We start from the raw sequence: 16,197 nt of genomic DNA, 5'->3' as shown, positions 1-16,197 counted from the left end.
TAATGATGGAATAGAATAGGTAGTGGAAGGAGTTGACTAGGATGGGATTAAGGGTAGAGCAGCCAGCGGCACGCTGGTACAAGACGGAAATGGGACTGGTCGAGGGAGATTTCATACGTATTTTTATTCGATTGGGCGGCTGCGGCAGTGTTCATCCAGGTCTTTCTCTTGGCATCACGAAGGATGAGCCTAGGAGTATCGGGTTAAGTCATGACGTGGAAGGCATAACTTATTATATAGAGGAAGACAATCTCTGGTATTTGGACAATAAGTCGCTTCGGATCTCCTTTGACGAGAAATATGAAGAAATCGAAATGGCTGTAGAATAATAAAAAAAAGGATGACTTGGGGCTATATTTAGCCCCAAGTCATCCTTTTTTTTAAAATATAGGAAAGTAGGTCATTTCGTCATACTTTCTCTATATTTCTTCGGAATGAAACGCGCAGCATCGCCAAAGGACGGCGGCAGCCGTTTCACCTTGTTACACTCGGCATATTTCGATCGGACATTGCTCGCATCTGCAGGTGTTGCGAAGATAATCCATATTTTTGATGACGATGGTGCCGTTAGTAATTTCGATTACATCTGCTTTTCGCATATCGTTCAGCATACGGTTGACGCTTTCCCGAGTAGCGCCAATCATTTCTGCAAGGTCCATATTCGTTGCTTTATAGTTGATCGTTACATTGCTGCCATGCTTGATGCCATAGGAATTACTCATGCGGATAAGCAGCGAGCAAAGCGCGCCAGGCTTGCCATAGAGCAGCAAATCCCGAAACTTAGCTTGGGTCATACGATACATGGCTCCCATCCAGCGCATAAATTCAATGGCAAGATCTCCGTTTGCAAGCAGCAGAGTTTCCAGTTCCCCTTGCTCGATCACTCCGAATTCTGCATCCTCGATAACTTCTGCGTTAAAGGCCTGAACAGAAGGCTGAAAGGGTGTAATATGTCCAAACATATCAGCCGCGTGATGAAGATAAAGGGTTATTTTGTTGCCCGTATCCGTCGTTTTGGTAAGCTTGACCCTGCCTTTTCTTACATAATACATATATTCAGCGGATTCGCCCTCTTGAAATAAATAGCCATGAGCGTCGACTTTTTTGGTATACATAATGCTTTTGAGCTTCTTAAAGTTTTCCTCGGAGAAAAATGCGGCGACCCCTGTGTCCGGCTTGTTTACTCCTTCATTTAAAAGAGAATATATACTTACTGCCATTAGCGCCAGCTCCTGTCGAATGATCTCTTGCTTCTATTATAAATGAAGCAGCATCGCTAAACTATCGGGGAACCTCCCTATTTATGCTGCTCTTTTCGCGCAGAAACCCTGAGTCAAATTTCAGGGATTTCCCCGACATACAAAGGTCAAGGAATACCTTAAGATAAAGGTGTGGCAAGGGCAAGCAAATAAACAAGCAAACAAACAGAACCTAGAGCGCCATGTATAAAATTTTTAGGAGGACTTTAAATGGAGCATGCTCCCTTAAGAAGGGTTGAGCAGCTTGCTTTGAAGAAGGAGAAGGTATTTCTGACGAGCAAGCTGAGGTATATATTGCGAGCGATGCTGGCGAGTATGTTCATCGGATTTGGTGTAATCGTAGCGTTTAAGACGGGCAGCTTCTTTTACGAGGTTCATAGCCCCTTTACCTATCCGATGGCGGCGATCACGTTCGGAGCAGCTATTATTCTTATCTCATACGGCGGCGGGGATTTGTTTACGGGCAACACCTTCTATTACACCTTCGCTGCACTACGCGGAAAGATGCGCTGGCCTAACGTCTTCAAGCTATGGACGATGAGCTATGTGGGGAATTTTTTAGGAGCAGTCGCATTCGCACTGTTAATCTGGTCAACAGGGCTGTTCAAGGATGCTTCGGTCAATGGTTTTTTACTAAGTGTCGTAGAGAAAAAGCTTCATGCTCCGGTATTGGAATTATTTTTCCGAGGGGTGTTGTGTAACTGGCTCGTCTGCTTAGCATTTTTTGTCCCTATGTCGCTGCGAGGAGATGGACCTAAGCTGTTCGCCATGATGCTGTTCGTATTTTGCTTCTTTATATCTGGCTACGAGCACAGTATCGCAAATCTTTGTACCTTTGCTATTGCGTTAGTTCTTCATCACCCGGGGACGATTTCATTAGGCGGCATGATTCACAATTTAGTGCCTGTGACACTCGGTAATATAGTTGGCGGCTCGGTCCTTATGGGTGTTATGTATTATTTCGTAAATAAACCATTTGAAGAGGTGGAATAACAATGAAAAAAACTAGAGTAGTCGTTATTGGAGTAGGCGCAGTCGGTTCCACAACAGCTTATACGCTGCTGCTTCGCAGCCGGATGGATGAGCTTGTACTCATTGATGCTAATGCAGGGAAAGCAGTCGGAGATGCACTGGATATGAATCACGGCATGCCGTTTCTGGGACAGACGAAGGTATGGGCAGGCACCTATGAGGATTGCAAAGGCGCGGACATCGTCATTATCACAGCTGGAGCAGCGCAGAAGCCTGGCGAGCCAAGACTTAATTTATTGAAGCGCAACATTGAAATCTATGAGAGCATCGTTTCTGAAGTATTGAAATACAATGACGATGGTATACTGCTGGTTGCAACAAACCCGGTAGATATTATGAGCTACTTCTGCTGGAAAAAGTCAGGCTGGCCAACTCATCGTGTTATCGGCTCCGGTACGCTGCTTGACAGTGCACGCTTTCGTTATCTGATTGGCGAGAAATTACAGCTTGATCCGCGCAGTGTGCATGCTCATATTATTGGGGAGCATGGCGATTCCGAGCTTCCATTATGGAGCTTAGCGAACGTTGCAGGCTCGTCCTTGACGCTGAACGAGGAAGAAAAAACAGAAATTTTCACGAATACGAGAGATGCAGCTTATCAAATTATTGAAGCGAAGGGCGCCACTTATTATGCGATTGCTTTGGCGCTGGATCGTATAGTAACAGCAATTTTACGAAATGAGTCGGCTGTACTGAACGTATCGACACTGGTGGAAAACTATCATGGCTTATCCGATGTGTATATGGGTGTCCCTTGCGTCGTCGATCGTACAGGAGTAAGAGAGGTGCTTGATATCCCTGTAACAGAGGAAGAAAAAGCATTGCTACATCGTTCGGCGAACAAACTTAAGGAGCTTATTGAAACCATTACTGTTTAATGAATTTGACTAGATAAGTTGAACTAAAAAATGAAGTGTAAGCGAAGCGGGAAGATCGTTCTGGAGAAACGAAGTGTTCGCCTTTGCAGCCGGATTCTTACCTTTAAATGTCTTAGGAAATCAAAGAATCTGGCTGCAACAGCGATCGTAAGAATGATCTTCTCGCGCAGCGCTCATAACGTAAATTTCTAGTTCAATTTATATCGATACTGCTTACTATCATAAATCAGAGGAGCTGATCATCATGGTGATCAAATGGCTAAGTGAAAATAAATATGCAGCAGGATTAATGCTTTTTCTAAGAGTATATCTCGGATGGCAATGGCTGAGCGCAGGATGGCATAAATTAGGCAGCTTTGATGCCAGCGGGTTCTTAAATGCAGCCATAAAAAATCCAGTTGCAGATAAGGCCACAAATGAATTAATATACCCAACGTTCACTGCTTTTGTTGAGCATTTTGCATTGCCGAATATCAAATTGATTAACTTTCTCATCCCCATCGGAGAAGTATTGGTAGGGCTTGGACTAATCGTGGGTGTTCTTACGACAACAGCTGCTTTCTTCGGACTACTAATGAACTTCATGTTCATGTTCGCTGGTACGATATCGACTAACCCTTGGCTCGTATTGCTTGGAGTGATCGTCGTCATGGCAGGAGCGAATGCTGGGAAATTTGGTGGCGATTATTTCGTTCTTCCTTATCTGCGCAATCTGTTCCTGAAATTCAAAAACCGCAAGGGCAATGCTGGCAACGGTACGATACCTCTATAAAAGCATTTAGCATAGGAAAAGCAATCATAGTTTGTTTAAGCCGTGGGATGAACATTAGTTCATTCCACGGCTCTTTGTTTGAGAATAAAGCCATATACACAGTAATCGGTGATCAGGTTAAGCTGATTTGACAGCGGATCATTTGTTTGTTATTTTTAAAATAATATATTCTTATTGGTTTAGTTGGTATTAGGTGAGCGAGGAGTGTTTCCTATCAACATTGAAAATATCGAGGCATTCGTCTATGTTATCCATTGCGGCAGCTTTAATAAAGCGGCAGATGCACTGTATCTGTCCCAGCCTTCAGTTACAGCACGTATAAAGTCGCTTGAGCATGAGCTTGATTGCAAGCTGTTCGATCGACAAGGCAAGCAGATTCAAATTACGGACGATGGCAAAAGGTTTCTTCCGTATGCACAGCAGCTGCTGCTTATTTATCAGAAGGGCAAGCAGCATATCAATCAGAAGAAGTCGCTTCCGAACGAGTATCGTATCGGTTGTACCGTTTCCGTCTCTAATTATATTATTCCGGATTTATTGCTGCGTCTGAAGGATAAGTTTCCTAATACGCATTATAAGCTTGTCACGGGCACAACAGATGAGATCATGAATAAAGTACTTAACAAGGAAGTAGATATTGGCTTTGTTCGCAATGTTAATCATCCCAGCCTGCAATCCAATAAATTTTACGAGGACCCTATTCGCCTCTATGTATACGAGGGCCATCCATTCTTAACGACGGAAAACTTGACGATCGGGGCGATAGCAGAGCAGCCGCTCGTGTTTTTTGAATGCGGCTCCTTGGATTGGCTTCGTGTTCATCGCATATTTGAGCAGCTGGATTTACCGCCTAATATTCAGATTCAAACGGATAATTCAGAAATGGCCAAAAAGCTTGTCATTCAGAAAGCGGGTATCGGTTTTCTTCCAAATCTGTGCGCCAAGCAGGAAATATTGGAGGGGAAACTTCATCCGATTCGAGTTCCTGAGACAGAAGGCATTTCCTTGCAAACGAATTTGATCTCCTATCATGGGGAGCATCTGCTGCTGCATGAGGCGATTACAGAAATCGGAAAGCAATTGGCAGCTGCAGCCATTAGCTTATCGGCAAATTGAAAGCTTTAATAAAGAAACTCTATTATCTCAAGCTGTGCTGCTATGATACATTTATATTGTCAGTAAAGACGATCGGAATAGAGTGATAAATCAAATCCGTCCGCTGCTTTCTCTGAAGCAGCGGATTTTTTGTATCCATTCTACCCATTGAAGTAATTAATATGCTTATAGAAGATCTCTATAAGGAATAGGATTGACGCAGCAGCTTGTCAGGTGGTAAAGTAATTTCAACGCTAATTCTTACTTAACAGGTAGGAATTATAAGGATTTAAAAACTTCATATTTGGGGGAAATAAAAAATGAAAAAACTATTCATTTCAACGATTGCACTAGTTCTGACACTCACACTTGCAGGTTGCGGCAGCGATACAAAAAATAAGGAAGACAACACGGGAGCCGCTTCGGGCTCCGTAACCAAAATCGTTGTCGGCACAGGTACACAATTTCCTAATGTATGCTTCATTGACGAGAACGGCAAGCTGACTGGCTTTGATGTTGAGCTGGTGAGAGAAATTGACAAACGTCTTGCTGATTATGAATTTGATATTCAAACGCTAGAGTTCACAAACCTGCTTCTCAGCCTGGAAACGAAAAAAATTGATCTCATCGCTCATGAAATGGAGAAAAACCCAGAGCGCGAGGAAAAATATTTGTTTAACAAAGAGCCGTATGCACACTGGAGAAACAAAATCGTTGTAGCGAAGAATAATGATTCCGTACAATCACTTGATGATCTTAAAGGTAAAAAAGTGTTAACAACAGCGACAAGCGCGCAATCGACTATTTTGGAGAACTACAACAAGGCAAATAACAACGCAATCGAGATCGTGTACCAAAATGGTGGAGCTAACGATACGATATCGCAAATATCCTCGGGACGTGTAGACGCGACCCTTGCAGCAGACTTTACACTTTCACTTATTGATCCGAAGAAAGAGCTGAAAACCGTTGGTTCTGCACTTAGTGAAGCAGATATTCTATTCATGTTCCGCAAGGATGATCCAGAGCAGCAAAAGCTGTCTGACGCGGTTGACGAAGCGATCAAAGAGCTTAAAGCAGATGGAACGCTAGCTAAGCTAAGCTCCGAATGGCTTGGAAACGACTTTACTTCCGAGGAAAAATAAATGCAAATGAAAGGTGAGTTGACAAGGTGGGAGAACCGTTTGATATTAGCTATGTGTTCGAGTATTTAATAAAGCTGCTCCCTACCTTGAAAATCACACTTCTCATTGTGGCGAGCTCCATCATTATCGGGCTTGGCGTCGGATTTATCGTCGCCTTGCCCCAGCTGTACAAAATTCCGATTTTAAGACGGTTTTCACAGGTGTACCTCTCTTTCTTCAGAGGTACTCCCATTCTCATTCAGCTCTTTTTGTTTTATTATGGTCTTCCAGAAATATTGAAGCTCGTTCATTTGGATGTGGCAAAAGTACCAGCTTTGTATTTTGTTATTCTTACCTACGCGCTGCACAGCGGCGCCTATATGGCGGAAATGATCCGTGCTGCTGTAGGGGCCGTAGATCGCGGACAGGTAGAGGCTGCCTATTCGGTAGGCATGACCGGCTTTCAAGCGTTCACACGAATCGTGCTTCCACAAGCGCTTGCGATATCGATACCGGTGCTTTCGAACCTAGTGATCGCGAATTTGAAGGATACGTCACTCGCCTTTTCTTTAGGGATTATGGAGCTGACGGGCAAGTCGCAGACGCTTGCGGTCATGTCTCGGCATTTTGTGGAAACGTATATTTCGCTCGCTATTATTTACTTTGTTATAAGCTTTGGACTTGAAAAGCTGTTCCATCTCATAGAACGGAAATTATTAAAGCATGAGCGGCGCTTAGCAGTAGAAGATAAGGAGCCTAAGGTGAAGGTTAGCAAATCAAGAAGGCTCGCAGCAGGACTGGGCTTTAGCAGAGGAGGCAGGGAAAATGAAGCTTGATTTTGCTTTCATATGGACGGCATTTATTCAACTGCTCTCAGCGGTGCCGACGGCGCTAGCGATTACGGTCGTCTCTGTTGGCTGCGGCCTCATCATTGGCACCTCGGTTGCAGTGATAAGGCTCTATAAGATCCCTATTCTATACCCTTTAGCGACCTCCTATGTCACCTTTATCCGCGGAACACCGATGCTGACGCATTTGCTGCTTATCTATTTCGGACTGCCGCTGATTATAGACGGTCTATCCGAGGCATTAGGATTATCCTTTCGTTCTGTATCGATTCCGATGATCGGATTTGCTTATATTTCATTTTCAATTACGGCTGGAGCATATATGTCGGAGGTAGTACGATCGGGCCTGCTTGCTGTCAACCGTGGACAAATAGAAGCAGCTTACTCGGTAGGAATGACAACGTCGCAGGCGATGCGCAGAATTATTTTGCCGCAAGCGTTTGCTGCAAGCCTGCCGAATCTATCCAATTCAATAATTGGAATGCTGCACGGGTCGACGCTAGCTTTTACCGTATCCGTCGTTGATATTAATGCCAAAGCCCAAATCGTTGCGTCAACAAACTGGAAGTTTTTTGAGGCTTATCTTGCAGCAGCCATTATTTTCTGGGGATTAACCTTTATCATCGAGCGGCTGACTGCACTCGCTGAGAAACGTTTTAATCTATATAACCGAGGCGGTGTTTCATGATTAAGCTAACACAGGTGAAGAAGAGCTTTGGACGCAATGAAGTACTGAAGGGGATCGATCTTACCGTTGAGAAGGGCGAGGTCGTTGCGATACTCGGTCCAAGCGGCTCGGGGAAAACGACGCTGCTGCGCTGCATCAACTATTTGGAGAAGCCAAGCGATGGTCAAATCACGATTGATGGTTTCTCTGTCAACTATAAGCGTCCCGATAAGAAGGATATTCATACGCTGCGCCAGAAGAGTGCGATGGTCTTTCAGCAATATAATTTATTTAAGCATAAGACGGCTCTTGAGAACGTAATGGAAGGGCTCGTTATTGTCAAGAAGCTGCCGAAGGAGAAGGCGCGTATTCGAAGCGTGGAGCTGCTTGAGAAGGTCGGACTTGGCAATAAGCTGGATGCCTATCCAAGTGAGCTCTCCGGCGGACAGCAGCAGCGAGTAGGCATTGCCCGTGCGCTTGCCCTGAATCCTGAAGTTATTTTGTTCGATGAGCCAACCTCTGCGCTTGATCCGGAGCTTGTTGGCGAGGTGCTTAGCGTCATTCGCAAAATTGCGAAGGAAGGCATCACAATGATTATCGTTACACATGAAATGGGCTTTGCGCAGGACGTTGCCAGCCATGTGGTTTTTATGGACGGAGGCGTTATTGTGGAGGAAGGCAGGCCCAATGATATATTCAACCATCCAAAGGAAGAAAGAACGAAGCAATTTTTGAAGCGGATCACACCAGAAGGTGTTTATTCCATCTAACTCATAGAGGAGCGAAATCATATGTCACTGAAATTCGGCATTCTAGATCAAAGTATTGTATTTCCCGGTCAAACGGCTGCTGAAGCTTTAGGGAATACCGTCAAGCTGGCGCAGCTGGCGGAAACGCTGGGCTTCGAGCGCTTCTGGGTTTCAGAGCATCATGATTCTCCCGGCATGGCAGGCTCCTCTCCAGAGGTGCTTATTGCTTATTTGCTAGCGCAAACCAAATCCATTCGCATCGGCTCAGGCGGTGTTATGCTGCAGCACTACAGCCCATATAAAGTAGCGGAAAATTTTAACGTGCTTGCTTCCTTGGCACCTGGACGGGTCGAGCTCGGCATCGGTCGTGCGCCAGGCGGACTGCCTCGTTCCACGAAAGCATTGCAGAAGGGTGCAGCGGAGGCTGCCTCCTTGGCGGAGAAGCTGACGGAGCTAGAGCAGCTGCTTCATACCCAAGCAGGCGAGGAGCATCCGCTTGCTGGACTTGAAGCAAGTCCTCTGCCAGTTACTCCTGCGGATATTTATTTGCTCGGCACAAGTGTTTCAAGCGCGGAGCTGGCTGCGGAGAAGGGTTACCCGTATGCCTTTGCCTTGTTTATTAACAATGATCCGGACACCGCGCTTAAAGCGCTGGATACGTACCGGAGCAACTTTAATCGGTCGCTTGGCGGAAAGCCGAAGACGATACTTGCTTTGTCGGTTATCGCCTCGGATTCAGAGGAAGAAGCGAATGCTTTGGCTGGGAATTTCAAGAGCGTAAGAGTAACGCTGGCAAGCGGCAAGACGGTTAACGTAGGAACGCTTGAGCAAGCGAAGGAATTCGCTAGGCAAGCAGGCGAGGCCTTTACAGCTGAAGAGAGAGATGCAGATATTACGAGAGGCACCAAGGAAACGGTTCGGAGACGACTGCTGGAAATACAAGAGCAATACGGCGTGGACGAATTTGTGTTTACGACGATTATTCCAGATTTCGCGAAGCGTATTCGTTCCTTTGAGCTGTTGAAGGAAGCCTTTGAAGGGGAATTGGTATGAGTGAGTTTTCAGCAGCATCCATTGAACAGCAATTAGTCGCGATTAGGCGGCAGCTGCATGAGCATCCGGAGCTGTCTCATGAGGAATACGAGACAACAGAAGCGATTCGCGGCTGGCTGACAGAAGCAGGCATTCGAATTAAGGATTACGGTCTCAAAACCGGCGTCATCGCAGAAGTTGGGGGCCGGAATGAAGGACCGATCATTGCTATACGTGCAGATATTGACGCGCTTCCTATTCAGGAGGAGACGGGGCTGTCGTTTGCTTCCAAAATTCCAGGGAAAATGCATGCTTGCGGTCATGATTTTCATACGGCCGCCATACTCGGAACAGCCTTTCTGCTGAAGGAGCAGGAGCAAGCGCTGCAAGGCACAGTACGTTTCTTGTTCCAGCCCGCAGAAGAGAAAGCGAAGGGGGCGAAGCAGCTCATCGCAAGCGGAGCATTGGAAGGCGTGTCTGCGGTGTTCGGCATGCATAACAAGCCTGATCTTCCGGTTGGAACCATTGGCATTAAGGAAGGACCGATTATGGCTGCAGCTGACGGCTTTGTCGTGGAGGTTGCCGGTCGCGGCAGTCATGCGGCGGTACCCGAGGCGGGGCTTGATCCGATCGTTACAGCGGCGCATATGATTACGGCGCTGCAGTCGATAGTCAGCCGCAACGTAAGCGCACTCGACAGTGCGGTCGTTAGCGTGACGAGATTGCATGCGGGAACGGCTTGGAACATTATTTCCGATAAAGCGGTATTCGACGGAACGCTTCGTACTTTTGACGAGCATGTTCGAACTACGGTAAGGACGCGCTTGGAGCAGGTAGTGAATGGTGTTGCCGCAGCTTTTGGTACTACTGCACAGGTGAAATGGATTGAAGGTCCACCACCGGTTGTCAATGATCAAAAGTGGGCTGACCAAGCGACCGTGACAGCTGAAGCGCTAGGCCTGACGGTAGTGCAGCCATTGCCTTCACCGGCAGGAGAGGATTTCTCTTTCTACTTGAAGGAAGCTGAGGGACTGTTCGTATTTCTGGGAACGGCGGGACCTGAGGAATGGCATCATCCGGCCTTTGATTTGGATGAGAAGGCGCTGCCGATCGCAGCTTCCTTCTTCGCTTCATTAGCAACAGATGCTTTGCGGAAGCTTGCGGATGATCGCCTGCGGGGAGGACGACAGCATTCCGAAATCGTATGATGTCATTGTTGTTGGAGCAGGCTCCATGGGGATGAGCGCTGGCTATGAGCTGGCTGCGCGAGGTGCTCGCACCTTGCTCATTGATGCCTTCGATCCTCCGCATGCAAATGGCAGCCATCATGGTGAGCCCCGGTTGATTAGGCATGCTTATCATGGCGGCGACACCTATGTAAAGATGGCGCTGCGTGCGGATGAACGATGGCTAGCGCTGGAGCAGGCAACAGGCCAGAAGCTGTTGGAGCGCTCCGGCGTACTGAATATGGCAGAAACAAGCTTTTACAATTATGAAGGCCGGCTGGATGATGCGGTGGCAAATGGCGTTCAAGTCGAATTGCTGCGAGCATCAGAAATTAATCGCCGTTTTCCAGGTATAACACTTCCCGATACCTTTCAAGGCATGTATGAGCCGAATGCCGGCTACTTATATAGCGAGCGTTGTGTTGCTGCCTACAAGCAGCAGGCTATTGCCGCTGGAGCAGAGCTGCTGGTGAACAGCGCTGTCACTCATATTCAAGCAGCACCTTCGAGTGTAACGGTACATACGAAGGATGCTTCCTACACAGCACCACAAATCATCATTACGGTAGGTGCTTGGTTCAAAATGCTTTCGGATCACGTATCGCTTCCGATACGGGCGGTTCGCAAGGTGGTCGGGTGGTTTGAAACGAACTCGCCCGCGTTTGATGCAGGCAGGTTTCCCGGCTTTACTTGGGGAGGAGCAGCCGGCGGCTATTATGGCTTTCCGAGTATTAACGGTGCAGGAATCAAAATTGGCCGTCACGATACAGGTGTAGAGTGGTCGCCGGGCGATAAGCTTGCGCCGTTTGGCGCTTATCCTGAGGACGAGGAAGATATTCGCCGAGCGTTGGATGCTTTCGTTCCGGGGGCAGCGGGCAAGCTGCTGCAAAGCGCCGTTTGCAAATATGAGTTTACACCTGATGAAGACTTCATTATTGATACCCATCCGGAGCATGACCATGTGCTGCTCGCTGGTGGCTTTTCCGGTCACGGCTTTAAATTCGCAAGTGCTGTTGGAGAGATTTTAGCTGATAAATTGGAAAAGAAGGCTGCAGGCTATGAGCTTGGTTTATTCGAGCTTAGCCGCTTTGCTAAATCGTTGTGACCATTACTTTTGCTATTCATAAGGAGGAGCTTACATGAGCCAGTCAACTGTCGATGTTCAAGCATATTTGCAGGCATATGATCAAATAGAGCAAGAAATAGAGGAATGGTCGGATGATCTGCTCAAATGGAAGGCTGCTCCGGAGTCTTGGAGCGTGACAGAGGTGCTGACTCATCTGGTCGATCACAGCATTATTGTATCGTTCCGCATTCGTGAAATATTGGCGGGCTCAGAAGTAAGATTGCCTGTCTTCAATCAGGATGCATGGGTGTCTGGGCAGAGGGCAAATGAAGGCAGCACGAAGGATATATTGCTTGCCGCACGGGCGATTGTTAGCTATAACAGCTTGTTGTTTAATCGGCTGACTGAAGAGGATTGGAGCAAAAGCGGTATTAACTTTAAGGGCGAGGCTGTGACGATAGCAGCAATCGTACCCGCTTTTGTTGCTCACGTAAAGCATCATTTAGCACAAATTCACCGGATTAAGCAGGCACAGGCTGATTCGGTTAACTCTAGCGGCGCAGTTTGATGATTGATTAGTTATTGTGGAGAGGAGGCGCAGAAGGATGCCAGATAAGGCTGTAATTATTCGTCAGGCAGAGATTGCGGATCGCGAGGCGGTTCGTGAAGTGCTGCTTGATGCATATGGTCAATATGCAAAGGTGCTTTCGGAGCCGTATTGGAATCAATATCGGGATAGTATTTTGGAGGCTGTTGATAGCGCGCCAGCAAAGGAGCGGCTGGTCGCAACATTGAACGGCGAGGTTGTTGGCAGTGTATTTCTGTTCGACTCCTCTGAAGCTGCTTATGGCCGCACCGACTTAAACATTCATTCACCAATTATCCGCCTGCTCGGTGTATCGCAGCAAGCTCGCGGCTATGGCGTTGCAACGGAGCTAATCAGAGTCAGCGCCAAGCTGGCACAGGAATGGGGCGCTGAGACGCTGCATCTCCACACATCCGATATGATGGACTCAGCTGTAAAGCTATATGAGCGGCTTGGCTTCGAGCGAGCGTTCGAGAAGGATATTATGAACGGCGAGACACTCGTGAAGAGCTATCGGCTTCCATTGAAGGAAGCCGCTTTGCTGAAGGCGTAACGGCCCAAAGGCAGAGCCCGGAGGAGCCCAAAGGCAGAGGCCAAAGCCCAAAGGCAGAGCCTAGAGCTCAGAGGTCAAAGCTCGTCCAGCTAAATATAGTCTAGACTGCACTTTTTACAACAGAAACCTTACATGACGGGTGGATATGCTGCCTACAGTGTACTTTTGCAGCAGAAATACGGGTTATGGGCACAATTATGCGTTCAGAGGGCAATTCTGTTGTAGAAAGTAGAGCGTACACGATGAACCGCAATAATTTTGTCGATTCCATTGCACAAAGTGCAATCTGAGCTATGGTCTTTATAGTGGCAATATAAATGTTGCTTAGGTGATGAAGTTAGTCAGTCAGTTAGTTAGTTAGTTAGTTAGTTAGTTAGCTAGTTAGTCAGTTAGTCAGTTAGTTAGTGGAAGACAATAGCTCTGGTTGAGTTAAATAGTGATCATAGGATCTTGGGAGGTTGTTTATTATGGCTAAACGCAAACAAATCAAATTTGGTGCTTTGATACATGGTGTGGGTGGAAATGTGTCTGCATGGCGGCATCCTGAGGTGCCGGTTGACGCAAGCGTGAGCTTTTCATTTTATAAGCAGCAGGCGCAATCAGCAGAAGCAGGGAAATTTGATCTCGTGTTTATCGCTGACGGTTTGTATATTAATGAGAAATCTATTCCGCATTTTTTAAACCGTTTTGAGCCGATTACGATTTTGTCTGCTTTGGCGGCAGCAACCTCGAGGATTGGTCTAGTCGGTACACTTTCAAGCTCCTATAGCGAGCCGTTCACCGTTGCAAGACAGTTTGGATCACTGGATCATATTAGCGGCGGCCGTGCAGGCTGGAATGTGGTAACCTCACCGCTTGAGGGGTCTGCGAGCAATTTCAGCAAAACCGATCACCCGACGCATGACGAGCGCTACAAAATTGCTGAAGAATATTTGGAAGTAACACGCGGACTATGGGATTCTTGGGAAGATGATGCTTTCGTGAGAGATAAAGAGTCTGGTGTGTTCTTTGATCCGTCTAAGCTTCATCGTTTGGATCATAAGGGTGAATATTTTTCTGTTCAAGGCCCGCTTAACATTGCACGCTCGAAACAGGGGCATCCTGTTATTTTTCAGGCGGGATCGTCAGAGAGCGGCAAGAAGCTAGCGGGGAAAGCCGCGGATGCAGTGTTCACCGGTCACGAAACGATTGAAGAGGCGAAGACCTTCTATAAGGATGTTAAGGACCGCGCCGTTGCTGAAGGCAGATCGGTTGACGATATCGTTATTCTGCCTGGTATTAGTCCAATTGTTGGACGTACGGAGGAGGAGGCTGAGAGTAAATATCAAGAGCTGGCTGAGCTCGTTACGATTGAAAATGCCTTGAACTACTTGGGACGCTTCTTCGAGCACCATGACTTCTCGCAATATCCGCTTGATGAGGCTTTTCCGGAATTGGGTGATCTCGGACATAACAGCTTCCGAAGCGGTACGGACAAAATTAAGAAATCAGCGAAGGAGAATAATCTAACGCTGCGCCAGGTAGCGCTGCAATCGGCTACGCCGAGAGGATTGTTTATTGGAACACCTGAGAAGGTGGCTGATCTCATTCAGCATTGGCATGAGGAAGAAGCTGCGGATGGTTTCATTATCCATTCCTCCATTCCGAGCGGGCTGCATGATTTTGTTGAGCTGGTGGTGCCTATTCTTCAGGAGCGCGGCATTTACCGTAAGGAGTATGAATCCGATACGCTGCGTGGAAATTTAGGGCTGCCAATCCCTACTAATCGTTATGCAGAGAAAAAAGAGAAAGTGAGCAGCTAAGCTATGAATACGAATCCGATTTTTACGCTGCTGGAGGAGCGGGAGCAGGAGTGGACTACGCTAAGGCGAGAATTCCATCGTTTACCGGAGCTGATGTATGACGTAGATCGGACCTCGGAACGAATTGCTGAGCTTTTAGACAGCTATGGTCTGGAGGTTCAGCGAAATGTCGGCAATCATTTTGGCAAAGGCGTCATTGGCTTGCTGCGCGGGAGCAAGCCGGGGAAGACGATTTTGCTGAGAGCAGATATGGACGCACTGCCTATACAGGAGCGAAATGATGTAGACTATCGTTCAAGTATCGATGGTGCTATGCATGCCTGCGGGCATGATGCTCATGTGACCATGCTGCTTGCTGCAGCCTACGGATTAAGTCAGCACCGCGAGGCGCTGGCGGGAGAAGTAAGGTTTGTATTCCAGCCAGCGGAGGAAGGTGCGGCCGAGAGTCCGCTGGACGGAAGATTGCTGAGCGGTGGGCGAGATATGGTAGAAAGCGGAGCAGCGGACGGGGTGTCCGCTTCTTTTGCGTTCCATGTATGGCCGGGGCTTCCGGTGGGACACGCTGCTGTTCACCGTAAATATGCGATGGCAGCCTCGTCGCATTTTCAGGTATCGTTTCGAGGACGATCGGGTCATCATGGTGCCCAGCATTTAGCTGCTGACGCGCTGCTGATGACCGCACATTTTGTAACGGAAACGCGAGCGGCAGTGGCAAGCGCTGTTAACCCGTTTGAGCCGACAGCCTTTGCCTTTGGCAAAATGGAAGCGGGCACGGTTATTAATGCAATTGCAGAAACGGGTCAGATTGAGGGAACCTATCGTGCTTTTGAGCCAAGCACGGTTGAGCGTATTCGCCATATTATCGAGCAATGTGCGAACGCTTGCGCTGAGCGTTTTGGTGGAGAAGCAGAGATCCGTTTCCGCATGGGCAAGGCGCTGATAAATGATGAGGCGGCGGTAACGCTGGTGGTGGCTGCAGCTGAGAAGGTGTTTGGCAGCGCTCGTGCTAGTGTGCTTGATCAACCGAGCCTAGCTGGCGAAGACTTTAGCTATTATTTAGACCATTCGCCGGGAGCAATGGTTTTAATTGGAGTTGGCAATGAGGAGAGAGGCATCATTCATCCACTGCATCATCCGCAGTTTGATTTGGATGAGCACGTGCTTGTGCTTGGTGCCAAGCTGCATGTCCAGCTTGTGTTGGATACGTTAGCGGGCGGATTGGAATAATAGCTGCTAGTTTGCTAGTTTGCTAGTTTAAAGCTGATGAGGATGAGGGCTATTATTTAAGGAGCTGCAGGCTGTTAGGTATGAAAACATAATTGATTTAATCATTCTAACAGTTATAGCGGTATGAAGAAGCATAGGCGTTGTATATGACCTAGAGAGAGGAGAGTAGGCTATCCTGCATATTTGCAGGGTAGAGTGCTCTTTTTACTGTTTCTTGGCAGCTATCCTGCACATTTGCAGGATAGCTGCCAAGAATAGATACAAGATGGCTGAAAATGGAC

General features: G+C 47.4%; 17 protein-coding genes. 16 read left to right on the top strand and 1 reads right to left on the bottom strand.

Annotated elements, in window-relative coordinates; genetic code table 11:
• The first annotated feature begins 41 nt into the window (after positions 1–41).
• A complete protein-coding gene (locus tag MHI37_RS24140; RefSeq protein ID WP_076339999.1) occupies positions 42–329 on the top strand; it encodes a HesB/YadR/YfhF family protein in 288 nt (95 codons plus the stop codon).
• 153 nt (positions 330–482) lie between these two features.
• Here the strand turns inward: MHI37_RS24140 and MHI37_RS24135 are convergent, their stop codons facing one another.
• Positions 483–1,220, bottom strand: coding sequence for a Crp/Fnr family transcriptional regulator (locus tag MHI37_RS24135; RefSeq protein WP_076340000.1), 738 nt, complete (start codon positions 1,218–1,220; stop codon positions 483–485).
• Positions 1,221–1,469: 249 nt separating this feature from the next.
• Here MHI37_RS24135 and MHI37_RS24130 point away from each other — a divergent pair, with 249 nt between their 5' ends.
• The 15 genes from MHI37_RS24130 (at position 1,470) to MHI37_RS24060 (ending at position 15,916) form a co-directional block, all read left to right on the top strand.
• Positions 1,470–2,252, top strand: coding sequence for a formate/nitrite transporter family protein (locus MHI37_RS24130; RefSeq protein WP_076340001.1), 783 nt, complete (start codon positions 1,470–1,472; stop codon positions 2,250–2,252).
• A gap of 2 nt (positions 2,253–2,254) precedes the next feature.
• The gene (locus MHI37_RS24125) at positions 2,255–3,169 is read left to right on the top strand and encodes an L-lactate dehydrogenase (RefSeq protein WP_076340002.1); all 915 of its coding nucleotides are present in this window, start codon (positions 2,255–2,257) and stop codon (positions 3,167–3,169) included.
• A 244-nt stretch (positions 3,170–3,413) separates the two neighbouring features.
• Positions 3,414–3,941 carry a DoxX family membrane protein gene (locus MHI37_RS24120; protein WP_076340003.1) on the top strand — a complete coding sequence of 176 codons (528 nt, stop codon included), beginning with the start codon at positions 3,414–3,416 and terminating at the stop codon, positions 3,939–3,941.
• 213 nt (positions 3,942–4,154) lie between these two features.
• Entirely contained in the window at positions 4,155–5,057 is a 903-nt protein-coding gene (locus MHI37_RS24115) for a LysR family transcriptional regulator (RefSeq protein ID WP_076340015.1), read from the top strand.
• 299 nt (positions 5,058–5,356) lie between these two features.
• Positions 5,357–6,181 carry a transporter substrate-binding domain-containing protein gene (locus tag MHI37_RS24110; protein WP_076340004.1) on the top strand — a complete coding sequence of 275 codons (825 nt, stop codon included), beginning with the start codon at positions 5,357–5,359 and terminating at the stop codon, positions 6,179–6,181.
• Positions 6,182–6,207: 26 nt separating this feature from the next.
• Positions 6,208–6,996 carry an amino acid ABC transporter permease gene (locus tag MHI37_RS24105; RefSeq protein WP_076340005.1) on the top strand — a complete coding sequence of 263 codons (789 nt, stop codon included), beginning with the start codon at positions 6,208–6,210 and terminating at the stop codon, positions 6,994–6,996.
• Positions 6,986–7,696, top strand: coding sequence for an amino acid ABC transporter permease (locus tag MHI37_RS24100; protein ID WP_076340006.1), 711 nt, complete (start codon positions 6,986–6,988; stop codon positions 7,694–7,696). The genes MHI37_RS24105 and MHI37_RS24100 overlap by 11 nt, the downstream gene beginning before the upstream one ends.
• On the top strand, positions 7,693–8,445 hold the full coding sequence (locus tag MHI37_RS24095) for an amino acid ABC transporter ATP-binding protein (protein WP_076340007.1): 753 nt from the start codon (positions 7,693–7,695) through the stop codon (positions 8,443–8,445). Before MHI37_RS24100 ends, MHI37_RS24095 begins: the two co-directional genes overlap by 4 nt.
• A 21-nt stretch (positions 8,446–8,466) precedes the next feature.
• Positions 8,467–9,477 carry an LLM class flavin-dependent oxidoreductase gene (locus MHI37_RS24090; RefSeq protein ID WP_076340008.1) on the top strand — a complete coding sequence of 337 codons (1,011 nt, stop codon included), beginning with the start codon at positions 8,467–8,469 and terminating at the stop codon, positions 9,475–9,477.
• On the top strand, positions 9,474–10,664 hold the full coding sequence (locus MHI37_RS24085) for an amidohydrolase (RefSeq protein WP_076340009.1): 1,191 nt from the start codon (positions 9,474–9,476) through the stop codon (positions 10,662–10,664). Before MHI37_RS24090 ends, MHI37_RS24085 begins: the two co-directional genes overlap by 4 nt.
• Entirely contained in the window at positions 10,621–11,787 is a 1,167-nt protein-coding gene (solA, locus tag MHI37_RS24080) for an N-methyl-L-tryptophan oxidase (RefSeq protein ID WP_076340010.1), read from the top strand. The genes MHI37_RS24085 and solA overlap by 44 nt, the downstream gene beginning before the upstream one ends.
• A 34-nt stretch (positions 11,788–11,821) precedes the next feature.
• The gene (locus tag MHI37_RS24075; RefSeq protein ID WP_076340011.1) at positions 11,822–12,316 is read left to right on the top strand and encodes a DinB family protein; all 495 of its coding nucleotides are present in this window, start codon (positions 11,822–11,824) and stop codon (positions 12,314–12,316) included.
• Between the two features lie 37 nt (positions 12,317–12,353).
• Positions 12,354–12,887 carry a GNAT family N-acetyltransferase gene (locus MHI37_RS24070; RefSeq protein ID WP_076340012.1) on the top strand — a complete coding sequence of 178 codons (534 nt, stop codon included), beginning with the start codon at positions 12,354–12,356 and terminating at the stop codon, positions 12,885–12,887.
• 467 nt (positions 12,888–13,354) lie between these two features.
• Positions 13,355–14,689: an LLM class flavin-dependent oxidoreductase gene (locus MHI37_RS24065; RefSeq protein WP_076340013.1), complete on the top strand. Its 1,335-nt coding sequence runs from the start codon at positions 13,355–13,357 to the stop codon at positions 14,687–14,689.
• A 3-nt stretch (positions 14,690–14,692) separates the two neighbouring features.
• Positions 14,693–15,916: an amidohydrolase gene (locus tag MHI37_RS24060; protein WP_076340014.1), complete on the top strand. Its 1,224-nt coding sequence runs from the start codon at positions 14,693–14,695 to the stop codon at positions 15,914–15,916.
• The last annotated feature ends 281 nt before the right edge of the window (positions 15,917–16,197 follow it).

Source organism: Paenibacillus sp. FSL H8-0548 (assembly GCF_038630985.1).
Classification (GTDB): Bacteria; Bacillota; Bacilli; order Paenibacillales; family Paenibacillaceae; genus Pristimantibacillus.
The sequence above is the reverse complement of the archived record's forward strand: the minus strand, read 5'-3'. Positions and strand labels throughout refer to the sequence as shown.

Bases quoted from the DNA above. Each gene is read 5' to 3' on its own strand.
- MHI37_RS24085 (WP_076340009.1), top strand. From the start codon at position 9,474: ATGAGTGAGTTTTCAGCAGCATCCATTGAACAGCAATTAGTCGCGATT.
- MHI37_RS24100 (WP_076340006.1), top strand. From the start codon at position 6,986: ATGAAGCTTGATTTTGCTTTCATATGGACGGCATTTATTCAACTGCTC.
- solA (WP_076340010.1), top strand. From the start codon at position 10,621: ATGATCGCCTGCGGGGAGGACGACAGCATTCCGAAATCGTATGATGTC.
- MHI37_RS24070 (WP_076340012.1), top strand. From the start codon at position 12,354: ATGCCAGATAAGGCTGTAATTATTCGTCAGGCAGAGATTGCGGATCGC.
- MHI37_RS24135 (WP_076340000.1), bottom strand. From the start codon at position 1,220: ATGGCAGTAAGTATATATTCTCTTTTAAATGAAGGAGTAAACAAGCCG.
- MHI37_RS24140 (WP_076339999.1), top strand. From the start codon at position 42: ATGGGATTAAGGGTAGAGCAGCCAGCGGCACGCTGGTACAAGACGGAA.
- MHI37_RS24120 (WP_076340003.1), top strand. From the start codon at position 3,414: ATGGTGATCAAATGGCTAAGTGAAAATAAATATGCAGCAGGATTAATG.
- MHI37_RS24090 (WP_076340008.1), top strand. From the start codon at position 8,467: ATGTCACTGAAATTCGGCATTCTAGATCAAAGTATTGTATTTCCCGGT.
- MHI37_RS24110 (WP_076340004.1), top strand. From the start codon at position 5,357: ATGAAAAAACTATTCATTTCAACGATTGCACTAGTTCTGACACTCACA.
- MHI37_RS24065 (WP_076340013.1), top strand. From the start codon at position 13,355: ATGGCTAAACGCAAACAAATCAAATTTGGTGCTTTGATACATGGTGTG.
- MHI37_RS24095 (WP_076340007.1), top strand. From the start codon at position 7,693: ATGATTAAGCTAACACAGGTGAAGAAGAGCTTTGGACGCAATGAAGTA.
- MHI37_RS24060 (WP_076340014.1), top strand. From the start codon at position 14,693: ATGAATACGAATCCGATTTTTACGCTGCTGGAGGAGCGGGAGCAGGAG.
- MHI37_RS24125 (WP_076340002.1), top strand. From the start codon at position 2,255: ATGAAAAAAACTAGAGTAGTCGTTATTGGAGTAGGCGCAGTCGGTTCC.
- MHI37_RS24075 (WP_076340011.1), top strand. From the start codon at position 11,822: ATGAGCCAGTCAACTGTCGATGTTCAAGCATATTTGCAGGCATATGAT.
- MHI37_RS24130 (WP_076340001.1), top strand. From the start codon at position 1,470: ATGGAGCATGCTCCCTTAAGAAGGGTTGAGCAGCTTGCTTTGAAGAAG.